8 protein-coding genes are annotated in these 12,912 nt (G+C 63.4%); 3 read left to right on the top strand and 5 right to left on the bottom strand.

Annotated elements, in window-relative coordinates; translation table 11 throughout:
• Window positions 1–4: 4 nt before the first annotated feature.
• The gene (locus tag FT726_RS00740; RefSeq protein ID WP_058770686.1) at window positions 5–2,281 is read right to left on the bottom strand and encodes a TonB-dependent siderophore receptor; all 2,277 of its coding nucleotides are present in this window, start codon (window positions 2,279–2,281) and stop codon (window positions 5–7) included.
• A 262-nt stretch (window positions 2,282–2,543) separates the two neighbouring features.
• Here FT726_RS00740 and fes point away from each other — a divergent pair, with 262 nt between their 5' ends.
• Complete coding sequence (gene fes / locus FT726_RS00735) at window positions 2,544–3,818, top strand: enterochelin esterase (RefSeq protein WP_346302307.1); 1,275 nt, start codon at window positions 2,544–2,546, stop codon at window positions 3,816–3,818.
• Window positions 3,811–7,695 (top strand): enterobactin synthase subunit F, encoded by a 3,885-nt coding sequence (locus tag FT726_RS00730; protein ID WP_346302306.1) that lies wholly within the window; start codon window positions 3,811–3,813, stop codon window positions 7,693–7,695. The genes fes and FT726_RS00730 overlap by 8 nt, the downstream gene beginning before the upstream one ends.
• Window positions 7,696–7,774: 79 nt before the next feature.
• On the opposite strand, the gene FT726_RS00725 is transcribed toward FT726_RS00730, so the two are convergent.
• From FT726_RS00725 to fepD, 3 genes are read right to left on the bottom strand one after another with little or no spacing between them, the layout of a single operon-like run.
• Window positions 7,775–8,572 carry an ATP-binding cassette domain-containing protein gene (locus tag FT726_RS00725; protein WP_058759583.1) on the bottom strand — a complete coding sequence of 266 codons (798 nt, stop codon included), beginning with the start codon at window positions 8,570–8,572 and terminating at the stop codon, window positions 7,775–7,777.
• The gene (gene fepG / locus FT726_RS00720; protein ID WP_058759584.1) at window positions 8,569–9,552 is read right to left on the bottom strand and encodes an iron-enterobactin ABC transporter permease; all 984 of its coding nucleotides are present in this window, start codon (window positions 9,550–9,552) and stop codon (window positions 8,569–8,571) included. The genes FT726_RS00725 and fepG overlap by 4 nt, the downstream gene beginning before the upstream one ends.
• Window positions 9,549–10,538 (bottom strand): Fe(3+)-siderophore ABC transporter permease, encoded by a 990-nt coding sequence (gene fepD, locus FT726_RS00715; RefSeq protein WP_282996182.1) that lies wholly within the window; start codon window positions 10,536–10,538, stop codon window positions 9,549–9,551. Before fepD ends, fepG begins: the two co-directional genes overlap by 4 nt.
• Before the next feature lie 146 nt (window positions 10,539–10,684).
• Between fepD and entS the strand changes: the two genes are divergently transcribed.
• On the top strand, window positions 10,685–11,935 hold the full coding sequence (entS, locus tag FT726_RS00710; protein WP_166711376.1) for an enterobactin transporter EntS: 1,251 nt from the start codon (window positions 10,685–10,687) through the stop codon (window positions 11,933–11,935).
• Here entS and fepB read toward each other — a convergent pair.
• The gene (gene fepB / locus FT726_RS00705; RefSeq protein ID WP_346302305.1) at window positions 11,930–12,895 is read right to left on the bottom strand and encodes a Fe2+-enterobactin ABC transporter substrate-binding protein; all 966 of its coding nucleotides are present in this window, start codon (window positions 12,893–12,895) and stop codon (window positions 11,930–11,932) included. The two genes, entS and fepB, sit on opposite strands and share 6 nt — an antisense overlap.
• Window positions 12,896–12,912: the final 17 nt, after the last annotated feature.

Raw genomic sequence — 12,912 nt, 5'->3', positions numbered from 1 at the left:
GCCATCAGAAGTGGGTGTTGAGGCTCATATAGTAAGTACGGCCTGATTCGTTATAGGTATTGGCACCGGCACCGTAGAGATAAGCGCCGGTGGTAGCATTACCGGTGGTTTGCGCATTGCCCTCACGGAAGTGGCGCTTATCGAACAGGTTATCGATGCCCAGCGTCACGCTGGCGTACTTATTAATATCGTAAGTACCGCTCAGGCCGACAATCGAGTACGGGCTCACTTTGTCGGTGGCGCTGCCGGTCACCGGCTGTCCTTTGTAGTCATACTTCTTCGGCGTCTGGGTGCCGTACCACGTCAGGGTGGTTTGCAGCGACAGATCCTGCGTTGCCTGCCAGCTCAGCGTCGAGTTCAGCGTATACTCCGGAATGATCGACAGACGATCGCCGGTCTCCTTGTTCTTGCTCTGCAGCATGTAGGTAAAGTTGTTATTCCACATCACGCTGTCAGAGAAAGGAACATTGACCGTACCTTCCAGCCCTTCCACCACCGCTTTCGGCACGTTCTCCCAGCGATAGATATCCGTGGTGCCGTTAGAGGCTTTACCTGAAGGCGCATAGCCGGCTTCAATCTTGTTGCGGTAGTCGTTACGGAACCAGGTCAGACCGGCCTGATAACCTTCATGCTTCCACTCCAGCCCAACTTCTTTATTGATGCTGTTTTCCGCTTTCAGATTCGGATTACCCTGCAAATAGCAGGCGCCGGTGCTGGCGGCGCAGCCCTGGCCGTTGCTGTACAGCAGGTAGTTCGGGTTCGTCTGGTACAGACTCGGCGCTTTGTAGGCCCGGCCAATCCCCATCTTCAGCGTGAAGTCATCGCCCAGCCCCTGTGACAGGTTAAGCGATGGGCTCCAGTTGTTGCCAACGATGGAGTGATGATCGAAGCGCAGCGCCGGCGTCAGCATGGTGCTGTCGGTCAGCTCCATGTTGTCTTCGGCAAACAGGGAGAAAATCTCCGCCTGGGCATAAGGACTGCGGCCGGTGCTGGCGATGCCTGGCACGGCACCGTTGCTGGCGGCCTGGGTGGTCGACGAAGGATCTTTCATGCGCTGCTGGTTCCACTCGGTGCCCAGCGTCGCGGTCTGATTGACGCCCAGCTCAAACGGCAGGCTGATTTCACTGTGCAGCAGCACATCGTCCAGCTGGATGGTATTGAACCCGCTGTTGGAGAAGATCCCTTCCGTGCCACCCGCCAGACCTTCATTAATGCGCGTATTGCGGGTTTTCTCGTAGCGCGCCCAGCTGCTGGTGCTGATGCCGTTGTCCCACGCGCCGGTCCATTTCAGTGAAATATTCTGGCGATACAGACGGTTGGTTTCGTCGCCGTACAGGCTCTTCACCAGCGCGTTAGTGTTGGTGTTCTGCGTATCGCCCGCGTACAGGTTGCCCTGACGACTGTAACCGGCCTGCAGCTCCAGCGTCTGCATGGGCGCAAACGCCCAGCTCAGCAACGCATTGATGTCTTTGTTTACCGAGCCTTCGCGGCCTGCCGGGTAGCTGCCCGCATAGCTGCCGGTGCGCGCTGCCGCGTGCCCTTCATTGATGTCGTACGCGTCGGCCTGGGTTTTGGCTAAGCCGCCATACAGCCGGAAGTTGAAGTCGTCGCCCAGCGGCCCTTCAAGGCTGAAGTTGGTGCGTTTGGTCGCCCCTTCCGATTTGTGTTCCGGCGCGTTGAAGTAGGTATTCCACGAACCGTGCCACTGCTGATCGCTGTACTTTTTGGTGATGATGTTCACCACACCGCCCGCCGCGCCGTTACCGTAGCGCACCGCGGCCGGCCCGCGAATCACGTCGATGTGATCAATCATCTCCGGCGGCACCCAGTTGGTATCGCCGCGCGTATCACGCTCACCGCGCCAGCCGAGACGCACTGAGTTACGGCTGGTGATCGGCATGCCGTCCACCATGATCAGTGTATTTTCCGGTCCCATGCCGCGAATATCGATCTGACGGTTGTTGCCGCGCTGGCCGCTGGTCGAGTTACCGGTCAGGTTAACCCCCGGCATGGTACGGATAATTTCTGAGACATCGCGCGCCGGCGGATGCTTTTTGATCTCATCGGCGGTGATGGTGGAAACCCCCGGTGCCTGCAGCGTCTGCTGCTGGGCCGTCACCATTAAGGTGCCACCGTCCATTGCACTGGCGTCGGGAGAAGAGGCGTTGCTGGAAGTCGTCTTGCTGGAAGTCTCTGCTGCCCAGGCGCTGCCGGAGAGCAGTGAGGCGCTGAGCCCCAGTTCGATCAAAATAGCGAAGGTTAACCGCGAGTAATGCTTCATTTTTTTTCATTCCTGGAAGGCCAGTTCTGCGCCACAGCGGAGTGACTGGCGAGCCGGTGAGAAGATCCCTGTCTTTATCGCGCAGCCGTTCACACCTGGCAGGGCCATCCTTTGCTGAATCCCATGACTTACCGGGTGCCAGACGGAACGTGCGTGCTCATTTTGAGCGCAGTCACCCTATTGCAAATGCAAATAATTATCAATAGTATTATTTATCAATCCTATGTAAACCTCCCCGTACAGACGGCGACTGGCAGCCCCTATGACCTGGCGAAATGATGGAATTGGTAGCGAAGCCTGGTGGCAGGAGCAACAGACTCAGGGCATTCCGCGCATTGAGCCGCAGCAGGATGGCACCTGTCTGGTGACCTTCTTCTGGCGCGATCCGCAAGGCAGTGAAACCACCTCCCACACCCAGCGCGTGTGGGTCAACATCACTGGCGTGACCGATCACCACCAGCGGCGCCCGCCGCAATCGCTGATGCGCGTTGCCAGTAGCGATGTCTGGTACTGGCAAACCGTGCTGCCGTCACACTGGCGCGGCAGCTACTGCCTGATGCCGGATCGGCAGGCCAGCGATTTCAGCGGCGAGCCTGACATGCATGCGCTGCGCCACTGGTGGCGCGAAAAATTCCCTGCCGCGCAGGCCGATGCGCTCAATCCGCTGCGCAGCTGGTCCGGCGGGCGCGGCATGGGCGTGTCACCGCTGCACCTGCCTGACGCGCCCGACCAGCAGGTGTGGCGTGCGGTGGATGAGGGCCGCGCCCCGGCGCTGACGCTGCAGGTGCAGCAGTGGGAAAGCGCGCTGCTCGGCAATCGTCGCCGGGTGTGGCTGTACGCCACAGGCGAGGCGCAGCACGGCCCGCGTCCGCTGGCGATACTGCTCGATGGTCAGTTCTGGGCGCAGCAGATGCCGATCGCCGGACCGCTGCAGCAGCTGACCGCCGCGGGCAAGCTGCCGCCGGCGGTCTACCTGTTTATCGACATCATCGATCGCGAACACCGCAGTCGCGAGCTGCCATGCAATCCGCAATTCTGGCAGGCGGTGCAGCAGGAGCTGTTGCCGCAGGTAGCACGCTGGATGCCGTACGATGCGCAGCCGGCGCGCACGCTGGTTGCCGGACAAAGCTTTGGCGGTCTGGCCGCGGTGTTTGCCGCGCTGCACTTTCCCCATACCTTTGGTAATGCGCTCAGCCTGTCCGGCTCCTTCTGGTGGCCGGAGCGTGGTAACCCGCATGGCTGGCTGTTGCAGGCGCTGGACCATGGCCTGGCACCTCGCCAGCCGCTGCGTTTCTGGCTGGAGGCAGGCCAGCGTGAAGGCCTGATTCTGCAAGCCAATCAACAATTACAACAACAACTTACCGCTGCCGGCTATCAGGTGTATTACCAGCCGGTAGAGGGCGGCCATGACGCGCTGTGCTGGCGCGGTGGTCTGCTCGACGGTCTGCAAGCTTTGTGGCGCAATCCAAATTCATTCATCACGCCAGACGTGAACCGGAGCGACAGTAAATTCTCTGATGAACGACACTATGATTGACCAACAAACTCTGCCGCTGGTGGCGGCGCAGCCTGGCATCTGGATCGCCGACCAGCTCAGCCGCCATCACAACGCCTTCGCGGTCGCGCACTTTGTCGAACTGCGCGGCGACATCAACAGTGCGCTGCTGGCGCAGGCCATCGTCGACGGCATGCAGGAAGCCGATACCCTGAATATGGCGTTCGGCGAAATCGACGGCGAGCCGCTACAGTGGCCGCAGCCGCAGACCTTCAGCCTGCCAGACATTGTTGATCTGCGCGGCGAAGCGGATGCCGCTGCCGCCGCGCGCGCCCTGATGCGTGCCGATATGCGGGGTGACCTGCGTGTGCTGAGTGGCGCACCGCTGTGGCACCATCGTCTGTTCCGCCTCGGCGAGCAGCACTGGTTCTGGTATCAGCGCTATCACCATCTGGTGGTGGATGGCTTCAGCTTTACCGCGCTGACGCGCCGCATCGCCAATCTGTACAGCGCCGCCGTACAGCAGCAGCCGCCTGAGCCGACACCGTTTATTCCGTTCAGCGCCGTGGTTGACGAGTATCAGCGCTATCAGCAATCGGCGTCTTACACCCGTGACGGCGAATTCTGGCGCGAAAAAGGCCGCGCCCTGCCCGCGCCCGCCTCGCTGTCTCCGCTGCCGCTGGCCGGTCAGAGCGCCAGCACCGATCTGCTGCGCCACAGCGTTACGCTGGATCGTCACCGCTTCCAGACGCTGACCAGCCAGCATCCACAGCACAGCGCCGCCGATCTGGCCTTTGCGCTGGTAGCGCTGTGGCTGGCTCGTCTCAGCGGACAAAATGATTTTGCTGCCGGCTTCATCTTCATGCGCCGCATCGGCTCCGCCGCGCTGTGCGCCACCGGTCCGGTGATCAACGTGCTGCCGATGGCGGTGCACTATCAGCCGGGACAAACGCTCGGCGATCTCGCCGCTCAGCTGGCCGCGGAAGTGAAAAAAATGCGCCGTCATCAGCGCTACGATGCTGAACAGGTGCAGCGCGATCTCGGCCGCCTCGGCGATAGCGATCCGCTGTATGGCCCGGTGATCAACCTGAAGATGTTTGACTACCAGCTCGATTTCGCCGGCATTGAAGGCATTACGCATCAGCTGGCCTCCGGCCCGGTGCGCGATCTTGAAATCGCGATTTACCTCAGCGAGCACGGCGATCTGACGCTGGAGCTGCTGGCGAACGCGCAGCGCTATGCTGCCGAGACGCTGCAGCGCCATGCCAGCCGCTTTGCCCTGCTGCTCAGCCAGCTGGCCGCGCAGCCGCAGCGCGCGCTGGGCGAGCTCGATCTGCTGACGCCAGCGGAGCAGCAGCAGATTGCGGCCATCAATCAGACCGCCCATCCGCTGCCGGCGGAAACCCTGGCGTCGCTGCTGGCGCAGCAGGCGCAGCGCACCCCGGACGCACCGGCGCTGGCCGATGCGCAGCACCAGCTGAACTATCGCCAGATGCAGCAGCAGGTATTCGCGCTGGCGGCCGATCTCAGTGCGGCCGGCGTGCAGCGGGGTGATATCGTCGCCGTGGCGCTGCCGCGTTCGGTGCAGTTGTCGCTGGCGCTGCAGGCGATTGTGACGCTCGGGGCCGCTTATCTGCCGCTGGATACCGGCTATCCGGACGAGCGGCTCCAGCTGATGCTGGAAGACGCCGCGCCCAAAACGCTGATTACCGCTGCCGCGCTCAGTGCCCGCTTCCGCGCCATCGCGCCGGTCAGTCAGCTGCACTTTGACACCCTGTACAATGCCGAACATGCACCGGCACCGGCCAGCGCGCCGACGCCGCAGGATGGCGCGTACATCATCTATACCTCCGGCTCTACCGGCCGGCCGAAAGGCGTGCTGGTCGGCCATCAGGCGATCGTTAATCGCCTGCTGTGGATGCAGGATCGTTATCCGCTGCAGGCGGATGACGTGGTGCTGCAGAAAACACCGAGCAGCTTTGATGTCTCGGTGTGGGAGTTCTTCTGGCCGCTGCTGGTCGGCGCGCAGCTGGTGATGGCGCCGCCGGATGCACACCGCGATCCGGAAGCCTTACAGCAACTGTTTGCCCGCTACAAAGTCACCACCACGCATTTCGTACCCTCGATGCTGGCGGCCTTTGTCGCGGCGCTCGACCACCCGGCCGCGATAGCGTGCTGCGCCAGCCTGCGCAACGTGTTCTGCAGCGGTGAAGCATTGCCCACCGATCTGTCGCGCAGCTGGGAAACATTGACCCGCGTGCCGCTGCACAATCTGTATGGGCCAACCGAAGCGGCCGTTGATGTCAGCTGGTATCCGGCGTATGGCGCGGCGCTCGCCGCCGTCGATGGGCCAAGCGTACCGATCGGCTTCCCGGTGTGGAACACCGGTCTGCGCATTCTTGATGCGCAAATGCAGCCGGTGCCGCCGGGCGTGGCCGGCGATCTCTATCTTACCGGCATTCAGCTGGCGCACGGCTATCTCAACCGGCCGGAGCTGACCGCCAGCCGCTTTATCGCCGACCCGTACGCCGCTGGCGAGCGCATGTACCTGACCGGCGACGTAGCGCGCTGGCTGGACAACGGTGCGGTGGAGTATCTCGGGCGCAGCGATGACCAGCTGAAGATCCGCGGTCAGCGCATTGAGCTGAACGAGATCGATCATGCGCTGTGCGCCCAGCCCGGCATTGAGCAGGCGGTGACGCATGCGGTGGTGCTGGGCAGTGCGACGGCACAGGGCGATGCACGTCAGCTGGTGGGCTACGTGGTGGCGCCTCAGCCGGTGGATGGCGATGCGCTGCGTCAGGCGCTGGCACAGCAGCTACCGGCACACATGGTGCCGGTGGCCATCGTCCAGCTGGAGGCGCTGCCGCTCAGCAGCAACGGCAAACTGGATCGCAAAGCGCTGCCGCTGCCGCAGAGCACCACGCAGCGCCAGGGGCGCGCGCCACTGCCCGGTTTAGAGAGCACGCTGGCCGCAGCGTTCTGCCGCCTGCTGGCCTGCGACACGATCGGTGCGCAGGATGATTTCTTTGCGCTCGGTGGCCATTCGCTGCTGGCGATGCGCCTGGCCGCGCAGTTGCGCCGCGAGCTCCAGCTGCCGGTCTCGGTCGGGCAGATCATGATCGCCCCGACGGTGGAAAAACTGGCGGCACTGCTGAGCGATGGACAATCCCATCAGCAGGCGGGCTTTGAAGCGGTGCTGCCGCTGCGTAAAGGCAGCGGACCGACGCTGTTCTGCTTCCACCCGGCGTCCGGCTTCGCCTGGCAGTTCAGCGTGCTGCAGCGTTACCTTGACCCACGCTGGTCACTGGTCGGCATTCAGTCGCCTGACACGCAGGGACCGCTGAATCAGAGCGCGCACCTCGATGAGGTCTGTGAGGCGCATTTGCGCACGCTGCGCGAGGTACAACCGCACGGGCCCTACTATTTCCTCGGCTACTCGCTGGGCGGTACGCTGGCGCAGGGCATTGCTGCCCGGCTGGAAGCGGCGGGTGAAGAGGTCGCCTTCCTTGGCCTGCTCGACACCTGGCCGCCGGAAACGCAGAACTGGGATGAGAAGCGCGGCGAGAATGTGCTGGATCCGGCGGTGCTGGAGGAGGTGAATCGCGAGCGCGAACAGTTTATCGCCGCGCAGCGCCATCAGGCCGGAGAAGAGATGCAGGCCATGTTCGATACCATCGAAGCCAACTACGCCAGCTCGGTGCGTCTGCTGGCCACGGCGCGCAGCGCACGCTTCGGCGGCCGCGCTACGCTGTTCCTCGCCGAACAGACGCAGCAGCCAGGCCAGGATGCGCGCCGCGCCTGGGCGCCCTATGTCGGTGAGCTGACGGTGTGGCCGGTGGATTGCGCCCACGTCGAGATTATCTCGCCTCGCATGTTTGAGCAGATCGGGCCACTGTTGCAGCAGTTGCTGGCGTAGCGGTTTTGCCCTCACCCTCTCCCGGCGGGAGAGGGAACCGCATGGCAGAAAACGTTTACACCACAGCCCCTTCTCCGCCTTAGCGCCCGCGCCCCAGCGGCACAATCATTGGCGTATGCGCCACCGGATCCTCAACAATCACACAGCGTAATCCGTACACCTGCTCAATCAGTGCTGGCGTCACAATCTCGCCAGGCTTGCCCTCGGCAATGATCTTCCCGTGACGCATGGCGATCAGATGGGTGGCGTAGCGGCAGGCGTGATTGAGATCGTGCAGCACCACCACCAGCGTGCGGCCATGCTGCTGATTGAGCGTCTGCATCAGCTCAAGCAGATCAATCTGGTGGGTTATATCCAGCCAGGTGGTGGGCTCATCCAGCAGCAGCAGAGGCGTCTGCTGCGCCAGCACCATGGCGATCCATACGCGCTGACGCTGCCCGCCGGACAGAGTATCGACCGCCTGTTGCGCCAGATCCGCCACGCCGGTGGCCAGCATCGCCTGCTGCACCGCCGCTTCATCCTCCGCGCGCCAGCGGCCAAACAGTGACTGATGCGGATAACGTCCGCGCGCCACCAGCTCGCTCACGCTGATGCCCGCCGGTGCGTTTGAACTCTGCGGCAGCAGGCCAAGACGGCGCGCCACCTCTTTGGTGGGATAACGTGCAATCGCCTCGCCGTCCAGCAGCACGTCGCCTTTCAGCGGTGCCTGCAGGCGGCTGAGAGTACGCAGCAGGGTGGATTTACCGCAGGCGTTAGGGCCGATAATCACGGTCAGCTCCCCTTGCGGAATCGCCACCGAGAGATTTTCCGCCACCACTTTTTTGTCATAACCCAGCGTCAGGCCTTCGCCATACAGCCGTGAAGGGATATCGATCATTGGCGTCGCGCCTCCCGCACCAGTAACGCAATCAGATAGAGTCCGCCCAGGCTGACGGTAATCACGCCAACCGGCAGTTGATAAGGCAGGAACAGATGCTGCGCGGCATAATCGGCGGCGCACAACAGCAGCGCGCCGCACAGCGCCGCCAGCCATAATGCGCCTTTTTCCCCGCCGCTCAGCCGGCGCGCAATCTGCGGTGCCAGCAGCGCCACGAACGAGATCGGCCCCGCCAGCGCGGTGGACGCCGCGGTCAGCAGCACGCCCAGCAGCATCAGCCACAGGCGGCTGCGCTCCACCGGCACGCCGAGCGCGCAGGCGGTGTCATCGCCCATCTCCAGCAGACGCATGCGGCGCGTTAACAGCGCCACCAGCAGCAGCGACAGCAGCAGCACCGTCACCACCGGCGGCGTTTTCGCCCAGGTGATGCCGTTGAGCGAGCCGGCGCTCCACAGCCCGGCGCTGAGCGCCGACTCCAGCGAAGCGCTGATAATCAGCCAGGCATTGAGCGCCATCAGCAGCGCGCGCACGCTAATGCCCACGATGATTAAGCGAAACGTTTCCACCCCGTTGCGCCAGGCAAACAGATACACCAGCGCAGCCGTCGCGATACCGCCGATCAGCGCGGCCCCGGTCATCGCGGTAATACTTTGATTGAACAGCACCAGCGCCACCAGCACACCGCTGTAAGCGCCGGTATTGAAGCCGAGAATATCCGGGCTGCCGAGCGGGTTACGTAGCAGCGACTGAAAAATTGCCCCGCTGACACCCAGCGCCGCACCGATCAGCAGCGCCATCAGCACGCGCGGCAGCCGCCACTCCACCACAATCAGCTGCACGTTGGCCGCTCCCTGCCCGCGCAGCGCCTGCCACACCTGCTCCGCCGTAATCGGCAGCGCACCGCGCGTCAGCGCCAGCCACGTCAGCAGCGCACACGCTAATAGCAGCCAGCCGCCATGCAACCAGGCACGCCGCGTCATAATCCACCTCGCCCGCGCTGGCGCCGTACCAGCAAAATCAGCATCGGCGCGCCAAGGATGGCGGTCACAATTGAGACACGCAGTTCGCCTGCCACCATCATCCGCCCCAGAAGATCCGCCGCCAGCAGCAGCGCCGGGGTGATCAGCGCCGTCGCCGGCAGCAGCCAGCGGTGATCGTTGCCCACCAGCCAGCGGGCAAAATGCGGCGTCATCAGGCCGATAAAAGCGATCGGCCCGACGGCGGCGGTCGCCGCGCCGCTCAGTAAGGCAATCGCCAGCAGGCCCAGCAGTTGGGTGCGCACCACGCGCGTACCCAGCGCCGCCGCCATATCACCGCCCATGCTCAGGCTGTTCAGCGATTGCGCCAGACCCAGCGCCAGCGCCGCACCGGCCAGCACCGCCGGGCTCAGGGTGCGCAACACGCTGAAATCGCGGATGTCCAATGAGCCGCTCTGCCAGAAGCGCAGGTGATCGTAAATGTCCGGATTGAGCAGCGACAGGCCGGAGGTTAAGCCCTCCAGCACCGCCGCCAGCGCCACGCCTGCCAGCGTCAGACGCACCGGATTGACGCGCCCGCCGCCCATCGCGCCAATCACCGTCATCAGCAGCGCCGCCAGCAGTGCGCCGCTGAAGGCCAGCGTCAGCCACTGCAGCGGGGAGTCCGCCCCCAGCAGCGCGATGCCGAGCACGATGGCAAAACCGGCACCGGCGTTCACGCCCAGAATGCCCGGCTCGGCCAGCGGATTACGCGTCAGGCTCTGCATCAGCGCGCCAGCCAGCCCCAGCGCCACACCCGCCAGCAGACCGGCCAGCGTGCGCGGCAGGCGCGCATCGCGCACGATGATGCACTCCGCGCTTGAGCAGGAGGCGGTGAGAGCGTGATACACATCGGAAAGCGGTATTGATTTGGCACCCAGCATCAGACTGAGCGCCAAGAGGAGCAAAAGCAGAATCCCTGAGCCTGCTAATGCACGGATCTGGCGCATAGCGTTCTAAACCTTCACTGTTCGACGTCGTTGCAGTGCAACGTAATGTGATAATGATATTTGTTATCGTTATTACTCGCGTTTGCCTATGTTACCATGAGTCGCCTCGCGGATGATGAGGAAAATTGGTGCAAAAAGGCGAAACAATGAACAAACCCTCTCACTTTATCGATCTCTCACTGCTGAAAACCCACGCGGCGTTTCGCGCGGTGTTTATTGCGCGTTTTATCTCGATTGTGGCGCTCGGCATGCTGGCCGTTGCCGTGCCGGTGCAGATTCAGCAGATGACCCATTCACCGCTGCTGGTGGGCCTCGCCGTCACGCTGTCCGCTGCCGGCATGTTTACTGGCCTGCTGACCGGCGGCGTGCTCGCCGATCGCTATGAGCGTAAGAAATTGATCCTGTTTGCCCGCACCACCTGCGGACTGGGCTTTGTCGCGCTGGCGATAAATGCCGCGCTGCCCGCGCCTTCGCTGCTGGCGGTCTATCTGCTGGGCTTGTGGGACGGCTTTTTCGGTGCGATTGGCGTCACGGCGCTGCTGGCCGCTACGCCGGCGCTGGTGGGACGCGAAAACATTATGCAGGCCGGCGCGATCACCATGCTGACGGTGCGCTTCGGCTCGATTTTATCGCCGGCGATTGCGGGTGTGGTGATCGCGCACGGCGGCGTGCTGTGGAATTACGGACTGACCGCCTTCGGCACGCTGCTGACAGTGCTGACGCTGCTGCAGCTACCTGCGCTGCCCCCGCCTCCGCAGCCGCGCGAGCATCCGCTGCGGGCGCTGGCAACCGGCGTGCAGTTCCTGTTCGCCAGCCCGGTGGTCGGCATGGTGGCGCTGACCGGTGCGCTGGTGACGCTGGCCAGCGCCATCCGCGTGTTGTACCCGGCGCTGGCACCGCACTGGTCAGTCAGCGCCGACCAGCTCGGTATGCTGTACGCCGCCGTGCCACTCGGTGCCGCCGTGGGTGCACTTACCAGCGGCAGGCTGAAACAGGCAGCGCGCCCGGGGCGGCTGGTGCTGGGCAGTGCCGTGGCCGGTTTCGTCGCCCTGGGCCTGTTCAGCCTGATGCCGACGCTGTGGCTGGCGCTGCTGTGTCTGGCGGGCTTCGGCTATTTCAGTGCCATCAACAGCCTGGTGCAGTACGCGATGATTCAGCTGCTGACGCCGGATCATCTGCTGGGCCGCATCAACAGCCTGTGGACGGCGCAGAACGTGTGCGGCGATGCCCTCGGCGCAGCGCTGATTGGTGCCCTCGGTTCGTGGCTGTTACCGGCGCAGGCTGCCGCGGCGTTTGGCTGTGCCGCGACACTGCTTGGCGTCATGATGTGGCTGATGATGAAAGGATTACGGCGCTATCAGGCGCCCGCGCCCGTGCTGGCGCAGCAAACATCATGATTTGACGAACAGCTGATGCAGACGCGTCAGCAGATTGCTGGCGCTGTAGTAATCCAGGCGGAAGGTGTCGATACCCAGCGCATAGACCTGCTTATCGCGCACCGCCGCGTTTTGTGCCAGGAACGGGTTGCTCAGCACTGACTGCGCGGTTTTGTCATCGCCAGCAAACAGCAGGAAGCTGTGACCGGTCAGGCTGGCGGCGAGATTCTCGCCCGAGAGCTGAATAATATCTTTGCGCTGGCCCATGCTGTGCCCCTGTTGCGTACCGGCCGGCGGCTGCGCCAGGGTAAAACCGAGCTGCTGCAGTAGTTTGCCCTGCGCCGATGCGGCGGTCCACAGATTCACCGCCCGGCCTTCACCGTTCCATACCATCGCGGAGACCGGCTGCGGCGGCAGCGTAATGGCCTGCTTCAGCGCCGCTTCGCGATCGTCGAACTCTTTTACGCGCTGCGCCGCCTGTGCTTCATGGCCGGTGGCCTGCCCCAGCAGCGTAACCACATCCTGCCAGCTCTTATCGTCGTAGTTGACCACCAGCGTGGGGGCAATGGCGGACAGCTGACTAACCAGCTTCAGGGCGGAGTCATTACCGGTGGCGCTGACGATGATCAGATCCGGGGCTTGCGCCGCAATCGCCTCGGCGCTCGGCTCACCAATGTACAGCCGCTTAACGTGGCGCTGCTTTGCCACCTCGCCCCACTGACGGAAGAAGCCCTGATCGTCGGCCAGGCGGCTTTTCGGTGCGGTCGCGCCTGAGGCGATGACCGGCGCGTCAATCGCCAGCAGCGAGCCGGTCAGCGTGACGCTGGTGGAGACAATGCGCTGCGGTGCCTGGTTAAGCGTTACCGTTCCGGTCGCGCCCTGTACGCTGCGCGGCCAGCCCTGGTTGGCCCGCGCTGTCCCTGACAGCGACTGGAAAATGAACAATAGGACAGCCATGCCCCATAAACCGCATTTATTCATAAGTTTTGATCCACCTT

It is taken from the genome of Pantoea sp. Morm (genome assembly GCF_016643525.1).
In the GTDB taxonomy this organism is placed as follows: Bacteria; Pseudomonadota; Gammaproteobacteria; order Enterobacterales; family Enterobacteriaceae; genus Pantoea; species Pantoea dispersa.
Note: the sequence above shows the minus strand (reverse complement) of the source record. Positions and strands in the feature narration are given on the sequence as shown.

What these genes read in the sequence shown, in the direction of transcription:
- FT726_RS00740 (WP_058770686.1), bottom strand. Translation starts at nt 2,281, where the DNA reads ATGAAGCATTACTCGCGGTTAACCTTCGCTATTTTGATCGAACTGGGG.
- fes (WP_346302307.1), top strand. Translation starts at nt 2,544, where the DNA reads ATGACCTGGCGAAATGATGGAATTGGTAGCGAAGCCTGGTGGCAGGAG.
- FT726_RS00730 (WP_346302306.1), top strand. Translation starts at nt 3,811, where the DNA reads ATGATTGACCAACAAACTCTGCCGCTGGTGGCGGCGCAGCCTGGCATC.
- FT726_RS00725 (WP_058759583.1), bottom strand. Translation starts at nt 8,572, where the DNA reads ATGATCGATATCCCTTCACGGCTGTATGGCGAAGGCCTGACGCTGGGT.
- fepG (WP_058759584.1), bottom strand. Translation starts at nt 9,552, where the DNA reads ATGACGCGGCGTGCCTGGTTGCATGGCGGCTGGCTGCTATTAGCGTGT.
- fepD (WP_282996182.1), bottom strand. Translation starts at nt 10,538, where the DNA reads ATGCGCCAGATCCGTGCATTAGCAGGCTCAGGGATTCTGCTTTTGCTC.
- entS (WP_166711376.1), top strand. Translation starts at nt 10,685, where the DNA reads ATGAACAAACCCTCTCACTTTATCGATCTCTCACTGCTGAAAACCCAC.
- fepB (WP_346302305.1), bottom strand. Translation starts at nt 12,895, where the DNA reads ATGAATAAATGCGGTTTATGGGGCATGGCTGTCCTATTGTTCATTTTC.